General features: G+C 52.3%; 16 protein-coding genes and 1 pseudogene. 12 read left to right on the top strand and 5 right to left on the bottom strand.

The genetic code is table 11. The features are described 5' to 3' along the window. Positions 1-240 precede the first annotated feature (240 nt). Positions 241-1,350 carry a class II histone deacetylase gene (locus QA600_RS20910; protein ID WP_278293864.1) on the top strand — a complete coding sequence of 370 codons (1,110 nt, stop codon included), beginning with the start codon at positions 241-243 and terminating at the stop codon, positions 1,348-1,350. Positions 1,351-2,092: 742 nt separating this feature from the next. Here QA600_RS20910 and QA600_RS20905 read toward each other — a convergent pair. Beyond that, positions 2,093-4,138 carry a primary-amine oxidase gene (locus tag QA600_RS20905; RefSeq protein ID WP_278293863.1) on the bottom strand — a complete coding sequence of 682 codons (2,046 nt, stop codon included), beginning with the start codon at positions 4,136-4,138 and terminating at the stop codon, positions 2,093-2,095. A 201-nt stretch (positions 4,139-4,339) separates the two neighbouring features. Between QA600_RS20905 and QA600_RS20900 the strand changes: the two genes are divergently transcribed. From QA600_RS20900 to QA600_RS20890, 3 genes are all read left to right on the top strand, one after another. Continuing rightward, entirely contained in the window at positions 4,340-6,328 is a 1,989-nt protein-coding gene (locus tag QA600_RS20900; RefSeq protein ID WP_278293862.1) for a primary-amine oxidase, read from the top strand. A 440-nt stretch (positions 6,329-6,768) separates the two neighbouring features. Beyond that, positions 6,769-8,433: a PQQ-binding-like beta-propeller repeat protein gene (locus QA600_RS20895; RefSeq protein WP_278293861.1), complete on the top strand. Its 1,665-nt coding sequence runs from the start codon at positions 6,769-6,771 to the stop codon at positions 8,431-8,433. A 525-nt stretch (positions 8,434-8,958) separates the two neighbouring features. Next, positions 8,959-10,152 carry a CHRD domain-containing protein gene (locus QA600_RS20890; RefSeq protein WP_278293860.1) on the top strand — a complete coding sequence of 398 codons (1,194 nt, stop codon included), beginning with the start codon at positions 8,959-8,961 and terminating at the stop codon, positions 10,150-10,152. Between the two features lie 264 nt (positions 10,153-10,416). Here QA600_RS20890 and QA600_RS20885 read toward each other — a convergent pair whose 3' ends face one another. After that, a complete protein-coding gene (locus tag QA600_RS20885; RefSeq protein WP_278293859.1) occupies positions 10,417-10,965 on the bottom strand; it encodes a hypothetical protein in 549 nt (182 codons plus the stop codon). A gap of 129 nt (positions 10,966-11,094) precedes the next feature. On the opposite strand from QA600_RS20885, the gene QA600_RS20880 reads away from it, so the two are divergent. Further along, a complete protein-coding gene (locus QA600_RS20880) occupies positions 11,095-11,508 on the top strand; it encodes a helix-turn-helix transcriptional regulator (protein ID WP_278293858.1) in 414 nt (137 codons plus the stop codon). A 217-nt stretch (positions 11,509-11,725) separates the two neighbouring features. Here the strand turns inward: QA600_RS20880 and QA600_RS20875 are convergent, their stop codons facing one another. Next, positions 11,726-11,890: a hypothetical protein gene (locus tag QA600_RS20875; RefSeq protein WP_278293857.1), complete on the bottom strand. Its 165-nt coding sequence runs from the start codon at positions 11,888-11,890 to the stop codon at positions 11,726-11,728. Positions 11,891-13,259: 1,369 nt separating this feature from the next. Here QA600_RS20875 and QA600_RS20870 point away from each other — a divergent pair. Then, positions 13,260-13,595, top strand: coding sequence for an ArsR family transcriptional regulator (locus QA600_RS20870; RefSeq protein WP_278293856.1), 336 nt, complete (start codon positions 13,260-13,262; stop codon positions 13,593-13,595). Positions 13,596-13,798: 203 nt separating this feature from the next. Here QA600_RS20870 and QA600_RS20865 read toward each other — a convergent pair whose 3' ends face one another. Continuing rightward, entirely contained in the window at positions 13,799-14,596 is a 798-nt protein-coding gene (locus QA600_RS20865; protein ID WP_278293855.1) for a helix-turn-helix domain-containing protein, read from the bottom strand. A gap of 387 nt (positions 14,597-14,983) precedes the next feature. On the opposite strand from QA600_RS20865, the gene QA600_RS20860 reads away from it, so the two are divergent. Further along, positions 14,984-15,790: a helix-turn-helix domain-containing protein gene (locus QA600_RS20860; RefSeq protein WP_278293854.1), complete on the top strand. Its 807-nt coding sequence runs from the start codon at positions 14,984-14,986 to the stop codon at positions 15,788-15,790. Positions 15,791-15,818: 28 nt separating this feature from the next. Here the strand turns inward: QA600_RS20860 and QA600_RS20855 are convergent, their stop codons facing one another. Continuing rightward, positions 15,819-16,121 carry a HalOD1 output domain-containing protein gene (locus QA600_RS20855; protein WP_278293853.1) on the bottom strand — a complete coding sequence of 101 codons (303 nt, stop codon included), beginning with the start codon at positions 16,119-16,121 and terminating at the stop codon, positions 15,819-15,821. 292 nt (positions 16,122-16,413) lie between these two features. Here QA600_RS20855 and QA600_RS20850 point away from each other — a divergent pair, with 292 nt between their 5' ends. From QA600_RS20850 to QA600_RS20835, 5 genes and pseudogenes are all read left to right on the top strand, one after another. Next, complete coding sequence (locus tag QA600_RS20850) at positions 16,414-16,743, top strand: hypothetical protein (RefSeq protein ID WP_278293852.1); 330 nt, start codon at positions 16,414-16,416, stop codon at positions 16,741-16,743. A 510-nt stretch (positions 16,744-17,253) separates the two neighbouring features. Beyond that, positions 17,254-17,865: a hypothetical protein gene (locus QA600_RS20845; protein ID WP_278293851.1), complete on the top strand. Its 612-nt coding sequence runs from the start codon at positions 17,254-17,256 to the stop codon at positions 17,863-17,865. A gap of 275 nt (positions 17,866-18,140) precedes the next feature. Then, positions 18,141-18,428 (top strand): annotated as a pseudogene (locus QA600_RS22850) (transposase); the annotation flags it as partial. Between the two features lie 199 nt (positions 18,429-18,627). Continuing rightward, positions 18,628-19,065: a CBS domain-containing protein gene (locus QA600_RS20840; protein WP_345782045.1), complete on the top strand. Its 438-nt coding sequence runs from the start codon at positions 18,628-18,630 to the stop codon at positions 19,063-19,065. Positions 19,066-20,264: 1,199 nt separating this feature from the next. Next, positions 20,265-20,573, top strand: a 309-nt coding sequence (locus QA600_RS20835; RefSeq protein ID WP_278293850.1) for a hypothetical protein, incomplete at its 3' end; no start/stop codon positions are given.

Raw genomic sequence — 20,573 nt, 5'->3', positions numbered from 1 at the left:
TACTCAGACAGCTCGAGTCCGGAGTATGTTGTGACACTGCCAGTTCCGTGAAATTGCTTGCTACTGTAGTCTCCAGCGTCGAACAAGCCACCAATTGATGGGTTCTCTTGCGTCTGTAGACACAGTCAAGGTAATAATGTCTGAAAAGACTCAGTAGCATTATGTACTATGACAAAGACTAACACATGTGATGTTCGAACCAGAATATCCGAATTCTATCACACAACAGGGTGGTAGCAAATGAAAACTGGATTCGTCTGGGAGGAATCGTTCATGTGGCACGATACTGGGAGTGCTGCCGCATTCCTTCCGGCTAGAGGACCTATTCAACCCGATACACATGCAGAAAATCCACAGACAAAACGTCGGTTACGGAATATCTTGGAGGTGAGTGGGCTTCTTGAGGAACTCGAATCGATCGATGCACGAGCTGCAACTCAAGAAGAATTACGCCGGTATCACACATCTGAATATATCGATGAAATCCGTGAAATGAGCGAGGAAAGTGGTGGCGATGCTGGGGAATTGACTCCATTCGGGCCAGGGAGTTTCGAGATTGCGAAACTGGCGGCTGGTGGTATTATTGAAGCAACTGATGCCGTTCTCAACGGAACGGTTGACAACGCATATGCACTTGTCCGGCCACCAGGTCACCACGCTGAGGCAGACGAAGGACGAGGGTTCTGTATCTTTAGCAATGTTGCGTTAGCAGCGATGCACGCCCGACAAGAGCGTTCAGTAGACCGAATTGCTGTGGTTGACTTCGATGTTCATCACGGAAATGGTACTGAAAAGGCATTTATTGATGATTCGAACGTTCTCACGATATCAATTCATCAGGATAATTTCTATCCGGCTGGTGAAGGGAAAGTAGAAGATGTCGGTGAAGGAGATGGACGGGGATATACGCTGAACCTGCCATTACCGCCAGGATCAGGAGTAGGTGCCTACGAAGAAGCATTTGAGCAGCTTGTCCAGCCGGCACTGTCAGCATTTGACCCGGACCTCATTTATTTGGCCTCTGGTTTCGATGGAAGCGCGCTTGATCCACTCGGTCGAATGATGCTTCATTCGGAGGGCTATCGTCGGCTAACTCAGATTCTTCTCGATTCGGCTGACGACCACTGTGACGGTCGTCTAGTTGCAACCCACGAAGGAGGATATTCGACAGCATACGTTCCATTCGCAGGGCTCGCAACTATTGAAGAAATGTCTGGAAAATCGAGTGATGTCGAGGATCCGTTCCTCGATACCCTAACAGAATTTGGCTATCAAGATCTGCAACCTCATCAAAAAGATGTTATTGACGCTGCTGCCGAGAATTTGAACATTGCTTTAGTCGATAACTGATATTTGAACTCCACTTTTCCATCCTTCGGGTATGAGTATGGTACTACCTCTACATCTCAACGGTTTGATCTTCCATAAAAATCATCTCGGCGGAACCGACCTATGAGTCTATGGCGGTGAGTCGCTTCTCTAACTCCACGATTTGATTGTCCCTTTCGACGAGTTCGAGTAATCGATTATTCGTCGCCCGTATCCTTGGTCCCGTTCCAATCACGTCGAGGCTGTCGTCCGATTTCCGTATCCAGCCACTCATCGCGTTGGTACTTGTCAGGTCACTCGGTGAATTCAGCACTTTCCCCGACTATGCTCGATCATCTAGAAAGAGATAAGCCTGAGAATCGTCACAGAGACGCGGCTCATGTAGCGATTAACTAACCGAGCCGAGGACAGCCTCGAGGGGTTTCGTGACTTAACCAACAAAGACCGGTTTTCTCTTCCTGCGTGTTGGTTAGTATCCACAATTCGTGACCAGTCAGACGAAAACATATGAGCGTGTCGAACAGTTCGTGCGTTACTACCCCTTAGGACTGTACCAATCGCTCAATGGACGAATGCCAGCCAGCAAGACTGAACTAAGCACTACAACCTTGCTCTTGAGCATAAAAAAAGTAATATGGAATCCTATTCGATATCTATGACAATCTGATGGGTTTTGAGACAACCTTGGCAGCAAAAGCGCCCATCAATGTCGGAGTCGGTAACTGTCGAACCACCCACTGGCAGCCCACAATGGGTGCATGCTTCAGTCATCATCTGATTCGGATCTGGCAACAGTGTCTGGATCGTCGTACTTCTGCTCGCGACGAGCATGAATGTCTTTGATCGCGTGTTCGGGTGGAACATCGATAGCCGGATTCTCACCGAAGAAGTTCACTGGTTCCAGCTTGAAACTCGCCGGATGGACGGGCAAGACCGGCCAGTCCTCGGGTCGGTCGACGTGGTTGACACCAAGGGTGTACCATAGCACGATATCCTCACCATCGAGCGAGCGGTCCTGTTGTGTCCACTTCGGGAGTCCGTCACCACCAGGGTTCTGATTCGGATACTCTCCCGCCGGGAACCGCTCGTCGTCTTGGTGTGGCGTTGCCCAAAGGTGATAGGCGATATAGCCAGCCCGCTCCATAACGCTGGACTGTTGTTGAGCCGCCGCTTCGACGTTCTCCCCAGGAACGAGTTTGTAGCCGACGGGCTGGTCGAGGCGATTCGTTTTCTCAACGTGCTCGACCTGCCAGTATCGACCTTTCAGCGAATTAATTAGCTCTCGTGCTTCTTTCTCGGTTTCGAGCGGTGTTTTATCGGCATAGAAGGCAGCCCCTGTTGGGTTGAGGTCGTCGACCTCCTCCTCACCGTCCCACTGGATCTGTTTGTTCGGTCCCTTCGGGACTGGCTGGTTTTGCCGTCTGTACAGACGGTTTTCCTCGCCGCCGACCTCCATATCAATCCGGAAGTTGAAGAAGTGTTGATGGACCATTCCCTTGATATGCGGTGCCATCATCTCGTAATAACCCGGCGTGGGGTCCTCATTCGAACCAACGAGACCGTTGCTGTTGATCCCCGTTAACCGAACCTGTGGCTCGATCGAGCCGTCCTGGTAGAAGTACCAGTTGAATTCGTAGTCATAATTTCCCACGGTAGCGACAAACGAGACGACAAGGCGCCTGTTTCGCCTGACCTCGGAATTTTCGGTTCGCCAGTTCGTATGTTTCCAGAGGGTACCATAATCCTCCTCGTGGACACAGATGGCGTTCGGGACGACGTTTACCTCGCCATCGACGTCGTTCATCACTGCGTCGAAATAGTGCATATGCCCGAGACAGTCACAGCCCTCGGTCAGCGAGTTCGCCAGTCTCCCGATATTGTACTCGCCGATGTCCCCAGCGTTCTTCCAGTTGTGATTCGGATCTGGGTCACCGTACGGAACGTTCATCTCTGCGGCCGATGCACGGTGGATAATTGGCCTGACCTCGTTGTCATCCTCGTAGCCGATGTTGTAGAGAACGAGCCCCTCGCGCTGTGTCCAGCCAACACGGAGATGCCAGTTTTGCCACTCGATCTTTCGCCCTTCAATCTCCCAGCTCGGCCCTTCCGGTTGGTCAACGTTGTATGGCCGCAGATCATCGCGGAGATCACGGTCCTCCTCACGGTACGGTGCGTCCTCGAGGTCGGAGACGACATCGTCTACTTTCGTGCCCCGGTCGAGAACTTTCACGACTTCCATTTCGTCGAGATCCACCCACGCGTGTAGCCCATCTAGAGGTCGCGCATACCCGTTGTCTTCTTCGCTGGTTCGGATCCACGACATTGCATGGGCGAGCCGACGGTTTCGGTCGATATCCTCGGGAATAAGATGGTGACCGACCGACCACGGGTCGATGATTGCGAGGTCGAAATTCTCGACGCCTCGTTTGCTCGCCGCTTCTCGCCACTCTTCGTTAGTTTTGACCGCCTTCTCGCACTCGTCGAACTCCGCGAGCGTGATAGAGGGTTGAACATCAGGCCGCTCCTCTATCGAAGTGAGTCCTTTATCGTTAAGCGAAACGACGGCTTCGTAGTTGGTTTTCTCATTGCTGTCTCGAAGGATTACGAACGCTTTTCGTTCTATTTGCGCATCATTTTTTTCGAATTCTTTGATCTCACGTTTTGATGGCTCCTTGAGTACGATCTTTATATATCGATACCCCTCATCGATTGTTTGTTCCTCTTCGAGTATTTCCCTCGCCTGTTGGATCTCTTCGGCCGTCAATGGATCGTACGGATGGTCTACCTTTGTTGTGGCTTCCGTTGCCATGTGGGTTGACACCACGCAACATGATATATAGTTTGGGTGGATTTCGCAGATCCGGTCCAGTCAGTTGATAGTGGGAGTATACAGTGATAGTTCGTAGAGTGCTAATAGAATTCACTCTAATCATCTGATGTGTAATGACAAGAGAAATACAAAAGAACTGGTCAAAATATTGATGTCCAAAGTCGTGTGAGGCGGTAACGTATGGCGCAAATTGAAACCCCTGCAGTTGACCACCCACTTGACCCACTAACAGCCGAAGAAATCGAGCAGACAACTGAAATCCTCGAGGACGATAGAGATCTCGAAGGCTTCGGATTTTACAGTTATCAGCCTGTCGAGCCACCAAAGAGTGAGCTCGCCGACCGGGAGGACGATGGAGAGATTGACCGAGAAGTATTCGCCGTGCTCCGAGATCTTCACGAGCGAAAAACATACGAGGCAATCGTCTCGCTCACCGAAAACGAGGTCAGTTCCTGGGAGCACGTTCCAGATGCTGAACCCCACATTATCGGACAGGACGTACTCGATGCAGAACAGGCGGTCAAAGAGAGTGAAGAATTTCGTGACGCGGCCCGCAAGCGCGGCGTCGAAAACTTTGACCTTGTGATCGTTGACCCGTGGCCGGTCAACAGTATGGAGTTCGTCCCTGAAGGGCTGGAGGATCGACGGCTCGCTCGAGGGCTAACCTGGATCGCTGAATCGGAAGAAGACAACGCGTATGCTCGGCCGATCGAAGGCGTACACGCCTTCGTTGATCTCGACGACATGGAAGTTCTCGAAGTCGTCGACAACGGCGTCGTCGATGAGGACAGTCCGCTTCCGCCGGAGAGTGCCAACTACAAACCGGACCTGATCGAAACGCGGGACGACCGCAAACACCTCGACGTGATTCAACCCGATGGCGTCAGTTTCGAGGTCGATGGTCGGAAGGTCAGTTGGCAAGGGTGGGAGTTCCGAGTTGGATGGACGGACCGTGAAGGACTGGTTTTCCACGATATCAACTATAATGACGACGGCGATCGGCGAAAGGTGCTTCACCGCGCGTCGGTTTCGGCAATGGCGGTCCCATATGGAGACACTGACCCGAATCACAACTGGAAGAACGCCTTCGACATCAGCGAGTTCAATGTCGGTCGGATGGTCAACTCGCTGACCGAGGGCTGTGACTGCCTCGGGGTGATGCACTATTTCGATGCTGTCACTAACGATCGCGACGGTGGCACGCTCCACGTTCCGAACGCGATCTGTATGCACGAAGAAGATGACGGGTTGATGTGGAAACACACCGAGTGGCGAAAGGAAGACGAAACCGAGGTTCGTCGGCGCCGGCGACTGGTCGTCTCGCAAATTGCGACCGTCTACAACTACGATTACGCCTTCTACTGGTACTTCTACCAGGACGGGCGTATCGAGGCCGAAGTGCGACTCACAGGAATCGACTCGAACGGTGTCGTTCCAGAGGGAACAACGGCCGAGGATACTGACGGCTTCTACGAGATCGTTGCGCCCCAAGTGAAGACGTCGATCCACCAGCATCATTTCAACTTCCGACTCGATTTCGAGGTCGACGGGGGAGAGAACTGCGCTTACGAGGTACATAACCAGCCAGTCGACGAGGTTGCGTGGAACCACGAGGACTCCGATAACCCAGCTGGACAAGGATGGTTTGCCGATGAGACACTGCTCGAAACGGAGCAAGACGCTCGAATGGATATCGATCCTCTGAAAGCTCGCTACTGGAAGATTGCCAATCCAAACGAGACCAACTCGTATGGGTACCCAACGGCGTACACGCTCCATCCGGGAACAAACGTCGAGTCGCCGATGCAACCAGGGTCGCCGAGCCAGCGGCGTGCTGGGTTCATCGAGAACAATTTCTGGGTAACACCATACGAGGACGATGAGCTGTATGCTGATGGCGACTACCCCAATCAGAACGACAACCCACATGGTCTCCGAGAGTGGACAGCAGCCGATCGTGACCTCGTTGAGGAGGATCTGGTGGTCTGGTACACGCTCGGTGTGAACCACAGAACGCGTCCAGAAGACTGGCCCGTGCTTCCTGTCGAGATTGCCAGTTTCGAGCTCGAGCCGGAGGGATTCTTCGATGAGAACCCTGCAATCGACGTTCCCCCAGAACCAACAGCATGCGAAATGGATGAAGCAGGTGCTGCTGACGATGATGACTAACTCGATGTCCTAGTAAAAAAGACTCTTTCCGGGTTTCTTGTTCTATATCCACTATAGAGAAGGTCACGGCAGGAAAAAACGGGAGTCTAACTGATATTGCAAAGAACTGGTCTGAGACAAAGCGATGACCAATACGACTATATCCAATCCTATTGTTATCGACGCGCCAGACCTACCCAGTACTGCTCATTATACCAATTTGGCCGCTCATCGACCATCATCCCCTCTATTGGATACCCTGCTCGAGCAGTCAGTATCGAGACTGTCGATTCAGTTGGATTGAGTGTACCGAAGCTTCCATAACATACAAGCGACAGCGACTACCGACTACCTTCTCTCAATCCAACTGTAGTATCCACTTGAATCGACCTCTTGATACACATTATCAACATTGACTTTCGCTTCAGCAATCTTATCCCCTCAGACATCAGTCTTAGCCTGTGGCAATTACGGATAACCTCCCGGGCATGAAGCCAAACAAGACCGGGAGAAACGTTGCAGTGGGAGTGGGGTATCTGATCGTGGGACTATTTGCGCTCGTCTTCTTCCCGATCGTGCTTGGCATCATTGTCGGCACGAACTGGCGGGGAACTGCCGACAACCTAACAGCGCTACCAGGGATAGCCGCCGGCGGTGGAGTGAAAGCAGGTGCTGTTGCAGGTCTCTATGGAATCGTCCTCTGGGGAGTGTTCATGGCAGCGAGTGGAGGTGGAGAGACACAATCCTCGGCAAATGGCGCTGAAGCCAGCGGCGAAGCAGCAGGCAACCATACCGTTGTTGTGACAGTTGTTGATGAGGACAGCGACCCGATCGAAAGTGCCGATGTAGAGTTCGTCCACGACGATGCGATAATCTTCAACACTCGTGATGAACAGCAGACGAACGAGGACGGCCAGGCAACGTTCGAGACAGAAGGTGGATCAATTACAGCCAGTGCTGAGTCCGACGGCTACGAAAGCGGAAGTACAGATATGGAAATCGAGAGCGATGATGAAGTGACTATCACGCTTGAGCCGGAACCCGAACCAGAGCCCACAGAAGCCGATGACAGTTCTGAAGATGACTCGAGCTCGGGCATCGAGCAGCACGCTAGCGAGACGTATAGCACCTCGGGCCTCGTCACCGGCCTCTCACCCGACGGTGAGACCGTCCTCTTTGGATTCGGTGATGGGAACGTGATGGTATACGACGAACAGAGAGACGGTGACGTCATCAATCTCGGAGCTGATCGCAGCGTCTCTCATCTTCAAGTGTCCGAAGATGGAACCACAGGTACCGTTGGCTGGATGGATGCTGATATGTACGGCTCACTCGACCTGGCCGAGGACGACGGACCGGCTCTCCAGCACCCCGAGCTATGGGATCTTGACGCCACCGCAGATGGTACAACGATTGCGTCTGTTTCTTCACCAGTCACTGGTCCCGGGACTGTCGCTGCTTCAGCGAATGGCGAGATCCAGTGGGAAACAGACCTGAGCGAATCTGCTGGACAGACTGTTGCTATCACGGATGACGGAGACTACGTGGCTGTCGGTGCCGGTCGTTATTCAGGTGATGGTATCGAGCGCTATGGATCCGCTGGCGTCAAACTCTACGACAGTACTGGCGCCAAGCAATGGACCCACGAAACCGACGAGGATGGGATTTCGGTCAATATCAATAGCGAACGTGAACTGGTTGTCGCCGGAACTGACGATGGCAAGACGATCGTTCTCGACCTCGAGGGCGACGTCATCTGGGAAACTGATTCGTACGGTGGATGGGTTTTCCTTTCGTCGGACGGCAGTACGATCGTCACGTCAGAGGCTGATGGAACCCTCTATGCTGTCGACGCTGAAACCGGCGATGAACAATGGACAGCATCGGTTGGTTTCTGGGGTGCTGAGGATGTAAGCGTTAGTGACAATGGAGACCGTGTGCTCGTTGCAGATCGAGGCAACGGCGAGATAGCCGTTGTCGACAATGGTGAGCTCATCTGGGAGAATTCATACGATATCGGTCCTGCCGTCGGAGCAATCTCTGGTGATGGTTCGACTTGGAGTATCAGCATTCAGGATAACGACAATCAGTCCGGAGAAGTAGAGATCTACAGAGACGAGTCGTAGAGTACACGTGGCTCGGAAGCCTTCCTGATCTCGAGTCTCCAAACGACTCAGCAGTTCTATGGGCAAAGGGCCAAATCTACGATCAAGAGCGCCCTTCTTGATAACAGCCTAAGTCACTACAACGTCGAAGCTCGGCTCTGTAGTACACGTGGTCCAAACTCGACCTCAACGTCGTTGTGACCGTCAGGTAGGTGTTGACGAGGGAAGGGTAGAACTGTGTCCGCGGACCTATTCGAGCAGTCGAACAGAGTCACCCAGCACGAACCCATGCTCACGGGTGATCGTAATGGCCAGATTCCATGCCGTCCGTCTCATTTCCGGATAGATATTCTCAAACTCGCAACTCAACCGGCTTAACGCCGCAACGATCACGTAGTCCCCGACTGCTGTATCGTCTCCTTATGTGCTCTTTCCGAACTTAGTTCCTCACCGATTTGTTCAAAACACAATTTAGATCTGATTGGTATGTCCACCAGATTTATTGTTGGATAGTAGAATTACTGACTGCGGAAGATACCAACAACAATGTCCAACAGCCTTCATTCCAGACGGCGGGTTCTTCAAGTAACAGGTGTTGCAGTTGGGAGCAGCGTTCTGATCGGAACAGCGAGCGCAGACGACCACGAGATTCCAGAGTCGTATTCTGTCGAGCTAACGGGGGGCGCAGAGACGCACGAGGTCAAGACGAATGCCAGCGGTGTCGCGACCTTCGAAGCTGATTTTGAGGCTTGCGAGATCCACTATACGATCGACGTGGAGTGGCTCTGCGATGCAACGCAGGCGCACATCCATTACGGAAGTGAGGGAGAAGACGGGCCGGTCGTCGCTCAACTCTACCCCGAGGATGGGAGTGAGTCGAAACTGATCGAAGGGCGGTTCGACGGAACGCTTGCTGAGGGAACGCTTACGACCGACGATTTCGAGGGCAAGTTCGCAGACAAAGGCTTCAAGGCCATTGCCCAAAAGCTGGCCGAAGAAGGAGCGTACGTCAACATTCATACAGAGAGCTATCCAGAAGGCGAGCTCCGTGGCCAGGTCGTCCCCGGCGAAGCCCCACCGACTCCTGACGATTCCGAAGAAGAGGAAGAAGTAGACGAGGAGGAAGAGGACGACGAGGAGGAGGAAGAAGAGAAACCAGAGGATGAGGAAGAGGCGGACGAAGAAGAGGAGGAGCCGGAAGAGGAGGAAGAAACGGACGAGGAGGATGAGGAACCAAACGACGAAGAAGAGGAAGAGGAGGAGACAGCTGATGACGAGGAAGAAGAGGAAGAGGAACCAGAAACAGTCACTACAGCGGGCGACGCAACGCTCACATTAGGCGAGATCAACGTCGGCGAGAACGTTGAACCAGACGACGAGTACGTGACACTCCAGAACGAGGGTGACGCAACTATCGACTTCACGGGATGGACCATGCAAGACCGCCGTGACGAGGGGATAGTAGACACTCCAGGCGGTGCTTCTGCATACTCATTCCCGAGCGGGTTCACACTCGAAGCAGGCGCTCAGGTCCAGGTCTACACTGGTGGTAGCGAGAGTGACAACAGCGATGACGTCCTCTACTGGGGGATTCAGAACGAGGTCTGGAGCCAGGAAGGTGACACAGTCATCGTTGAGGACGGCAATGGAGACGTTGCTCTCGAGGAATCTTACGAGGGTGATGGAACGAACTCGATTATGGGTGGCTTCCTCGGCCAACTCAGTTCCCTGTTCGCCTAACTCCGCTCCAGTTATTTTCCGTGTCACTTTCATTGTACTCCGCAAGGTCTGACTGTTCTTTCTCGAGGCACTCGATAAAGAAATCTCCGATCGTCGACAAGTCGGAACAGCACTCGACGGTTAGTCAGAAAAGAGGACTTCGGCGTGTTGCTGTTTCCAGTCACGTCGACGGTGTTACTGTAATCCACAGCGACGTCGAACTTATCTTCTTGTTTTTGCGGAGGATTCTGGAGGGCTGGAGTCCAGACTCGCAGAGGCAAAAAGTCACGGCAGTTCTCCAGTTGCGTCGACAAGGTCCTCCTCAGTCCGCCAGTAGTGTAGACGACCTTCCCGTTCGAACAAGTCGAAAACACCGTCCTGCATCCAGCCGAACGGATGCTCTTCATCCTCGTACTCGCGTTTGAGAACGTGGCTCTTCGAAAAATACTCGGTCGTGCCAACAAGAAGTCCCTGTTCGACGAGGAAATCACTGGGTTCTTTTTCTGCGACTCCGACGAGGTGGGTGACGATATCGGCGATCAGACAGAACTTCTGGATACTATTGTCCCACTCGCCACGGATGTCGACCATTCGGAACGCGTACGCGTCTGTTCGTCGGTTTAATCGATCGACCACGAGGTTCAACCGGCGGATCGGTTCCCTGTCGTAGTTTCCAAGGACAAAATACGACCGCTCGTTCTCATAGATTGGCGTCAGCTCGCTCAAGGCGTGGAGTATCTCCTCGTTGTCCGCCAGGGAGGGTTCTTCCTCCTCGAGTTGTTCCGTGGCACTCCTAAGAATCTCGTCTGGTACGGACGGCTCTTCGTCGGACATGTCGAATGCGTCTAAGAGAGCGCGGATATAGGTTCTGGAGTGATTTACCTCTTCAAACACCCATCAGTTCACTATAGGGTAAATCACCGTAGAGTAAACTACTTGTCTCCGCGTCTTGTACTGTAGAGTATGAGCACCGATCTCGGGACGATTGAGGGACAGCAAAATCGGGAACTGGTTCATTTCGTCACTCAGCAGACGCGGTTTGCGCTCCTCAGCAATATCCTTCAACATCCCGAGCAACTCCCGTCGATGTACGAACTCGAGGAATTGAATCCGAGCGTCAGCGAGGCCACGGTCTACAAGCATACACAGAAACTCATCGACGCCGGGATCGTCAAGGAGGTCGCGCTCGATAACAATGAGCGTCGACAGGGATACCCCTGGAAGTTCTACGGTCTCACCGACGACGGACGCGAGTTCCTCGAAGAACACAACCTCCTCAAAGCTGAAGAGACACTCCAGCGGATCTACGAGACGATCTCCGACAAGCCCGACAAGATGGTCAAGTATGAGAACGCGCCGCGTCCGACTGATCAGTAAATCCACGATTAGAACAGTCGGGACAAGTCACACCCGTTGTGGGTCTGGATGCAGGCCCAACCACCGAATCTGCGTTATCCTTACTGCTACTACTACTGAGCCGGAGGACTTCTTTTCAGAGTTGCCACTAGTATAGACAGCGACGTCGACCGGAAAGCCGACAACCAAGTCCATTCGTGTCTATGTTTCTATCTTACGTAGATCTTTCTCGTTGTTTTCACGCGGTTCCGGCTGTTGGCTTGGTCACAACGGGGGTGACACCGCCAGCACTCACTGCCCCCTCCTCGAGCAGATCCAGATGACAGTACCGATCCTCAAGCAACCCAGTCGCGGTCTCGAGGTCCATCGCCAAGATCTCCTTCACTGGCTGCTTTGGACTCACTTGCCGCGTCCGTTCCTTGAGATCTCCTCCACCAAGCTCTACCATCGAATCCCAGACACGCGTAATAGTCGTCCAATGGGGCTGTTCGCCCATGATTGCTGTCAGGGCCTAGCACACGTCCTCACGGGTAAAGAACACACCATCACCAGTCGTTCGCTTGGTCGCAAATTCGTCCCAGCGTTTCGCGACGAGTAACGCTCGGTACGTGTTTTGCTCGTTTCGTTCGTCGACAAAGCGCTTCCTGACCTCTCGATATCCGAAATTTCTATACGTCAAAATAGCTTTCTTACGTAAGCAGCAGCTTTAGACAGAAGCGATACTTCCTATCAAGTGGGAATCCAAAAGAGAGGGACTTGTTCCGTCACCTCTCTAATTTGACCATGATTCCCATTGAGTAGTATGGAAATTAGTAGTTTCCTGTCCAACTACCACCTGCTATGCTCGGGTCATGCTCTTCCCGAGCATTTCTCACTACGCAATCACTACACCAGACGGGTGTCTCAAGAGGCGAACTTCGCGTTCAGCATGCTTTGAGTGACGACATCGGGAAGCGAAAGGAGATTGAACGGGCAAAGCGAGAGGTAGACCGGCGCCTCGAGGCCGGGATTTGTCATGGTCGGCCACCGTTCGGTCTCTCATTCGACGGGGACGGCGAAACGCTCGTTCCTGGAGAGCAGTACGACGTCGCCAGTCGACCCTCGAGCTTCGAGACACCGGTTGCTCCTATCGGGTAATCGCTAATCAAGTTGATCCAAGCCGGTCGACCGTCTCTCGAGTTGTGAACAATCGCGAGCGGTACGACGAACTCCGCTAAGTAGACCTGCGAACTGGGCGATCGGTAGAAAGAGAGTATGGTTAGCAGTAGTAGACCCAGAAGGTGTGTTCGTTCGAACATTTGAGCTCCGTGTGATCACCGAACGCGGCAACGTACGGGCTGACTTTCATTTTTACGTCCTGTTCCGGGACTGGTATGCTACTGTTCTCTCCACATTTCGGACACGCCACTTCGCGAGTTTCTGGTACTTGCATCAGAACTGATCATGTACTCTACGGCACGAGTGACAATGAATGACACCTGCCTCTACTCGATAGATTCGCGGTCACTATAGCATCTGCACTTAGCGTTTGTTGGGAGTCATAGAGAGGGTATACAAATTGTTCTATGACATCTCGAGCTTGCTTTTAAAGACCTGGTCGCGTTACGTGGAGATGTGAATATCTCGCTAAGAATTAGTGTTACAGGAATTCCTGTTCAGTGACTGTTCATACGACTCATACCGGACTGCCAGATATGTTACTCACTTAATCAAAACGCAAGGGCGTGTGAAAATGTCGTCCTTTGATGGAGCTGTCGGTGTTGGAATGTTATATGGTTGAAAAGAAGCTCGACGAGTGTCTTAAACTCGTGTCAGATACTCATCGTCGAAGAGTTATCCAGCGACTACGGGAGAAATCCACCGACAAGACGACGGTTGAAGACCTCGTCGATCACCTCCACGGGAGTAACTCGCCCACCGTCACTGATCGGGGTCTCGACCGAAGCCAGCTCTCACTCCAACTGGCCCATACGCACTTGCCGAAACTCGCTGACCACGGCGTCGTCGAAATCGATTCGGACGCCAAAACCGTCCGGTACCAGTCCGACGAACAAGTCGAGGCGGTATTAGACTCGCTCCCGGAGAACATACCACAGCCGAATCCCTGAAACGCAGCTCCCTCTTCCTGTTGATCAAACCGTTGTTGCCGACTGAGTACCCTGACACTCTGAGTCCCACCGCTGGACGGCGTGTCTACTTTGACGAGGAGGGATGAACGACGACTGCACCGCTACCGTGACCCGCTTCATCAATCCCGCCGACTGTGAATGAGGTGGTCTTCCCCGTCTCAGCCACGTCCCATTGCTCTCGATTAGTCCCATTCAGCGCTGTCAAGTTGCCAGGTGAAAATTGCTTTCAGCACCACGACAAGACTGTTCGTCTCACCTTCGCCCCAGATGGCAGTCTCCGAACGTGGATCGGAGACGCTCGCCCCCTCACCGTTCACGAGCGCGCTTACGAGCGTTTTCCGTCCGTCAATCATCATGAGCCGGCCTGCCGACGTGTCTGACCAGACCCACAGCGACTCGAACATCGTCGCACCCGGGATCTCCTCTTGAATCTGCTCCTGGACGTCCGACGAGACTCCCGCGAGTTTAATCGAAACACCCCGTTCGTCGGCCTCGCTTAACGCGTCGATCAGGTCCTCGGTGAGGAGATTCTCGATAGTCATGTAGACGATTTCCTCCTCGGCGGTGGTGAAGAACTCCAGAGTACGATCCGTGACCGCCGCCCGTCCATTGACCGTCCACACTCCCCGTTGCTCAGCTTGCTGTTCGGCCGGCTCGAGTTCGCCCAGTGCTGTCCGGAGGGTATCCGCTCGATGCTGAAAATCCCGTTCGAACCGTCGACAAGCGGTTTCGGTGGAGATCACCCAGAACTCCTTGGGAGAGGATTGCTGGACATCGACGAGTCCCCACTCGTGTAGCTCGTCGACTGCATCGTACACACGAGTGCGTGGTACCTCCGACACCTGACTCACGTCTCTGGCCGTCCCCGTGCCGAGGCTGGCGAGCGCGACGAACGTCCGCGCGGCGTAGGTACTCAGCCCGAACCGTTCGAGTTGCTCGGTCGCGGCGGTCTCCGGCTCTTTGGATGGATTACTACTCATCGAGATACCAGCTCTGGATCAGTACGAATCCGGCCACGCAAGGTGGCCGGACCGGCACGCAGCAGTAAGGTGGTTGGGACACAGCACTGGACTGCGTACCGGTCTAGAAGTTAGCCGCCATGCCGTATATCCTTTTTGTGATTAATCGGGTGACTTCTCAATTTCATATTTTCTTCGAGTGCCCTCTCTCGAATTGCCGTATCTGACTGTAGTCACTGAGATAGTTACAACAAAACGAACGGGGTGTGAGCTGCCGCGTATTCACCCGGTTAGCGACCGTTTCACGGTCTATTGGTATGAGCCGTCATGACTGGAGTGACAATGCCTATCCGTTCTGGGACCCAACAGCCGGGTAAGTTTCCGGGGCTTCCCGGAAGGTTGGGACACATGGATACAAACGAAAACATGGAGGAAGCGATCGAGGTCCTCCAACAACTCGGGTTGAAAGAATACGAGGCGCGGTGCTTCGTCGGTCTCTCCCGTTTGCATTCGGGAACAGCAAAGAAACTCAGCGAGATGACCGAGGTTCCCAGAACACGGGTGTACGATGCGGTCCGAGTGCTGGAGTCCCAGGGTCTTGTCGAAGTCCAGCACTCGAGCCCACAGGAGTTTCGAGCCGTCTCCCTCGAGGAGGCGACCGAAACGCTTCGTGACCAGTACGAAGCGCGCGTCGAGCGCCTCGAGAACACGCTCGGCTCAGTCGACATCGTCGACGAAGGCGATGATACCCCCATCCAACAAGTGTGGGCTCTGTCCGGTCAGAGTGGGATCGAAAACCGAACGGATCAACTCATCGAGGAAGCGACCGACGAGGTCGTGCTTGTCATTGGCGACGAGTCGCTCTTGACAGAGGATCTCGTCGACTCCCTCAATGAGGTGGTCAGTAACGGCGTCACTCTGATCATTGGTGCGCTGACGGAGTCGTTAGAAGACCAGATTCAAACGAAGGTGCCGGACGCCACAACGTTCATCACGGGCCTAGAGTGGCTACGCAGCGAAAACGCAACCGAAGACGAGACGGCCATTGGTCGATTATTGCTGATCGATCGATCGACGATTCTAGTGAGTTCGATCACGCCTGGCTCGAAGGAGGAACAGGCGATATTTGGCGAAGGGTTCGGGAACGGACTTGTTGTGCTCGCTCGTCGACTCATGGCCCAAGGACTGGTGCCTGCTCACGACCCTGGACAGTAATCCCACAGAACGACTGTTGGTTCAGCTGTCACTGCAATTTAGTCCGGTCTCGCTCTCGATCGTCAGTGACCCGCGGACAGTCGTCGAGAAGTTGAATGGTAAGATATTCGCCATTGTCGACAGTGACACGACAGCGGTTATAGATGAACGAGAGACGACCACCGATTCGCGGTTCACCGTTAGACCGCGAGTCGAAGAGTGCATCTAGCGCGTCCGGATTGATGACATGGGTTAGTGGCGGCATTGACGTAGGCTGACGTCCCTCTACGGCGCTCACTGCACGGACGATAGCGGTAGTCACCGATTCGTTCACTCCGACCTCATATTCCATACGACTAGTTAGGGCTCACGGATAAAAACTCGTAAGATTTTAACCCAAATAATCAAAAACGGCCCGATACCGATCTCAACCGAGAACAGCGTTTTTGAAGGTCCCGACTTGCTGTGCCAATCGTTGTAGTCATCACGACTTTTATAGAAGTAGACAAATGTTTTCACTAGTTCGTTATCTTGTTCACCAATATCTATCCTCCTACGTACGATACGACGATCACCACCATCGTTTCACAAATTCGAGCAGGTACACACGAGACTTGAAATGCATTGGGAGCATTTAGCAAATCATGAACAACCATGATAACCTCCCCAAAGAAGAAAGCGACGAAACAACAGCGGATGCAGTTAAGCTAGGCGAGAAGGTCTATAATGCCGGTGGAGAACTACTCGGAGAGGTTCGCGGTATCGAAGAAGGAGGATTCTTCGTGACATCTCGAGAAGGAGTAGAACGTCTGAGCATTGAGCACGTTCGGTCGGGACAGAGTTTTGGCGAGGCCGAACTCATGTGGAGGTGTAACGAGTGTGGCGAAATGGGAGAAATTGAGGAGGGATTCCCCGAATCTTGTCCGAATTGCGGCACAGAAAAAGAAAATATTATGTATTGGACGGAAGACTAATTCTTGACCTTCCCATTGGAAACCTGATCGGTGGATTGAGTAAAGCTGCGAGTCGGATATCTTGATCAAGCTTACAGGAATCTTGACAGACCTCTAGGAGCATGTTCCAGAAATTATATTCAGAATATATAATATGTAAATCTGAATTAAACACTGGTGATTTTATCAGACAAGAGTAATATCGGTCTGGGTAACTTTTACACCTCCTCTTCTTGACTACCCGTGGTGTAGAATGCACTGTATGGAAGACAACTCAGACACTCGCATCAACCATCCTGAAAAGCTCTGCGATACAATAGTAGGGATCATTGACGAGCTTGAGAACGGTAACATAATCGGAGAAGAGCGAGCATCTGAATTTCGATCGGAAATATATCGTTCAATTGACATCTTGAAAGAATAGCCCGAACAAATGCGCCACCCCAATTAATTCTCCCTATCTATCATCTGGACAGAAAGTCACCGAAAGCCGTACAACAACATCAACCGTCTCCCACACCTGTTAACCCTATGGACGATCACAACCCAACTCGGAAACACACGTTTCAGACAATTGATGGGGTTGAAGCGCTCATCAATCTCGATCCTGGTGAACTCTTTCTGGATCTCCCGGCAAATACGCCGCGCTATATTCGTGTTCAGGAAGGTGATCAGGTACAGGAAGGAGATGTGCGTACACAGACAAGCCAGACGATGGACTCGCAAACACTCTCGAAGTGGCGAATTGATAGTATAACAACAGATACCGTCACAGGAGTAGACGTTGACACAGGAGAGGCCCAAGAATGGGATCGGGAGTGGTTAATCCAGCGCCTTGGTACCGGCGGATTCAGTGTCAAATTAACTGACTTCGACCGAGTAAGCGTGAGTGAAACGACGGGGCTGGGAAGGTCTCATGCTGATGACCAAGATGACGAAGTCAGTCCCCACGTGATCGTTACTGCATACGGAAATAACGGTCAAAAATTCATCCAATTGTATTCTGCGACTGAACCGGGGGATTGGGAGTCACTCCAGCTCGTGAACCAAGATCAACACGTCAAAGAGTTCAGCGAGGATGTCCTGGAGAAATTCGAGACAGCCGTCGCCAGAGCAATACAGTTAGAACAACAGTATCACTAATCAGTATTCAGTACGGCTGTCTGGTTAGTCAGTACTTCCGTTCGACGAAGTGTAAAAGATGCATTCACATCTGGAATTTGATTGGTTGCGCTCTAACCGTAGTTACAGCATTTTATGAGGTCACAAGCGTACCGGAGTATTCTGGTAGTTGACGGTATGAACTAAACCCTTGACTGTTGATGATTTTGAACCGGGAAGGTTGACTTCATCTTCGTCGTTGAAATGTCGTGCAAGTTCGATGACCTCAACTTCCCAGTCGTGGGCCGATCCTCGTAATCGATCAACGCGGCCTCGGGTATGTTGTTTCAAAGCGGATGCACACGAGTGAACGAGTTCAAGTAAAGCGTCTACTTCGGTGGGATTAAGATTGCTATATCACTCACCGCAAACTCCACTTAGGAAAGAACGAGTGGCATGAGACGACACTGATCTATAGACGACAAAAAAACGCTGAGAGTACTGATTACACGTAGTACAGTGTCTTCATGGCGAACTGTCGACCAGGAGCGGCTCATTTCTATGATTTGTGGTGGGAGATTGAGAGCGACTCCAAGAGTATCAAGTGATCCATGGCAGCGACGACCTCGAAAAAGTATCTGTTGCTGTGAGGCAGCTACTGCTCGGAGCTAGGGTCCGACCGCCGAATGGTCGAGTAATTCTCGAGGGATTCAGCGGCCAGAATAACACATTAGTGAGAAGCCGAATTTCCATTTTTACGGCTCTTGAGCAAGGAGTTAACCACCTCTGGGCTGTACCTTTCCCATGATAGAACAAACCATAGCATCCGTAATGACACAAACTGTGCGAACTACCACCAGAGACACGACGGCTAGCGCCATTGCGAGAAGGTTCGCGGCAGACGATATCGGATCCGTAGTCGTGACTTCCTCAGAGACAAAAGATATCCTAGGTATTATTACTAAGTCTGATATTATGCACCAGGTCGCTGTTGATGCAGATCTCTCGTCTCTCACCGTAGGTTCGTTTATGTCGACACCGATCGTCACAGTCACGAGCGACAAATCGATCCGTGAAGCGGCCACACTAATGAGAGAGCATTCAATCCAACACCTCCCAGTCGTGGATACCGATGAGCTCGTAGGGATTGTGACAACAACTGATTTAGCACACTATTTGCCCCGGCTTCGTAGGAACATTCTCCGATCTCGGAACGAACTTAGCAGTCCAGACGGACCATAATCCAATTATCACATCAGGAACTGCCACTGCCGCTACTATCTGGCCAAAGAAAGAGAAGACAGAGACTAGAAGGGGTCTAAATCCTATGGAATTGTATAAAAGAGCGCTTGCTGTTCGAGTGATGGCCCTATTTACATGACCTGATTAGTCCTCGTAACGTCTGTCACTATGAGTACTACTGCGGTTCGCAGCCAAGAACCCAGAGGATGTTCGAATAATTGCAACGGATCCGGTGGCCAAAACAGCACACTAGCGAGCGGGTCGTCGGAATCGCCATATCGATCTGGTGAGAGAATGGTCTTGAGAAGTGCGTCAGCTACGCCAAGGAGCGTCTGATTCTTCTCGAGGACGGTCGGAACAACAGGGTTGCGGCGTTCGGTAGCCGTTTGGAACGACAACGCCAGACGATATTCGTTTTTGTCGACATGGATGAAATCGAGCGCTTCGAGTTAGAAGCGTTCGCCCAATGGCCTCGACGCCAGCTTCCCGACGCGATGTCTTTCGAACGATCGCAACGGGTTCGCAGAAGCAGTAGTTGAGACTGCGTTCCTCAATGCATCTGGATCGGCATTCGCTTCGCTACTTCGTTTCAGCGAGCCTTCACTGGAAGGGCCGTTACATAGATGTGCGAACTGAACGGCGATTTCGAGACACTCAGTTAATCAAAACTCAGTTTTCAATTAAAACACAGTGTATTAAAGAGGGGGGGAGAGGAAAGAGGATTATGGGCAATGATGTTTCTAGAGCGCTATCACACAGACAACGACGCCGAAAGTTACTCGCGTTGCTGGTGTCGAATCCTCAAGATGAATTGCCGATTTACCTCGTCAACCCGCCAGACAGTCATATCGAACGGCATCTCCAGAGTCGCGAAATGGTGAGCGTTCACCTTCCACTGTTGGACAAGCTCCGGTTCATCAATTGGGATGTGAGTCAGTACGAAATCACGAAGGGACCACGGTTTGACGAACTGAAGCCACTGTTAGAACGTCTGGACGACGAAGAAGAACTTTCCATTGAGTAGCGAAGGTGTCATAGAACTCTTCTCAAGAATTGGCTTCACCCCATGGATCGGTGAATTAACCGATATGTGGGTCTGTGTACTGAACGCCTGGACTTTGATTCACTCAGTTAATCAAAACTCAAAGAACTATGAAAATATGTCCGATTTAACCGTTTGGGGGACTATACTGTAGGAGATGAGAGAACTCCCGCATCAACCGCCAACTGACGAGATTTTCGACGCGCTATCGGACGTTCACCGTCGCCGGATACTGATTAGCCTGTTAGATCACAATCCACAAACCATTGACCAGCTGTCGTCGGCCTCCGAGAGCGTTTCGGAGATGAACACCGGGATAGCCGACGAGCATCTGGCACGCTCGCTGGAGATCGACGGAGTAGACAAAACAGCCGTTCGCCTGTACCACAAGGACCTTCCCAAACTCGACACCTACGGTTTCGTCGAGTGGGACCGCGACGAGAACGAGGTACGGAAAGGCACCCAG

The organism is Natronococcus sp. A-GB1 (assembly GCF_029688845.1).
In the GTDB taxonomy this organism is placed as follows: Archaea; Halobacteriota; Halobacteria; order Halobacteriales; family Natrialbaceae; genus Natronococcus.
This window is presented reverse-complemented; position numbering and strand designations above follow the sequence as displayed.

Bases quoted from the DNA above. Each gene is read 5' to 3' on its own strand.
- QA600_RS20850 (WP_278293852.1), top strand. From the start codon at position 16,414: ATGAACAACCATGATAACCTCCCCAAAGAAGAAAGCGACGAAACAACA.
- QA600_RS20890 (WP_278293860.1), top strand. From the start codon at position 8,959: ATGTCCAACAGCCTTCATTCCAGACGGCGGGTTCTTCAAGTAACAGGT.
- QA600_RS20885 (WP_278293859.1), bottom strand. From the start codon at position 10,965: ATGTCCGACGAAGAGCCGTCCGTACCAGACGAGATTCTTAGGAGTGCC.
- QA600_RS20880 (WP_278293858.1), top strand. From the start codon at position 11,095: ATGAGCACCGATCTCGGGACGATTGAGGGACAGCAAAATCGGGAACTG.
- QA600_RS20855 (WP_278293853.1), bottom strand. From the start codon at position 16,121: ATGGAATATGAGGTCGGAGTGAACGAATCGGTGACTACCGCTATCGTC.
- QA600_RS20900 (WP_278293862.1), top strand. From the start codon at position 4,340: ATGGCGCAAATTGAAACCCCTGCAGTTGACCACCCACTTGACCCACTA.
- QA600_RS20905 (WP_278293863.1), bottom strand. From the start codon at position 4,138: ATGGCAACGGAAGCCACAACAAAGGTAGACCATCCGTACGATCCATTG.
- QA600_RS20910 (WP_278293864.1), top strand. From the start codon at position 241: ATGAAAACTGGATTCGTCTGGGAGGAATCGTTCATGTGGCACGATACT.
- QA600_RS20840 (WP_345782045.1), top strand. From the start codon at position 18,628: ATGATAGAACAAACCATAGCATCCGTAATGACACAAACTGTGCGAACT.
- QA600_RS20870 (WP_278293856.1), top strand. From the start codon at position 13,260: ATGGTTGAAAAGAAGCTCGACGAGTGTCTTAAACTCGTGTCAGATACT.
- QA600_RS20845 (WP_278293851.1), top strand. From the start codon at position 17,254: ATGGACGATCACAACCCAACTCGGAAACACACGTTTCAGACAATTGAT.
- QA600_RS20860 (WP_278293854.1), top strand. From the start codon at position 14,984: ATGGATACAAACGAAAACATGGAGGAAGCGATCGAGGTCCTCCAACAA.
- QA600_RS20865 (WP_278293855.1), bottom strand. From the start codon at position 14,596: ATGAGTAGTAATCCATCCAAAGAGCCGGAGACCGCCGCGACCGAGCAA.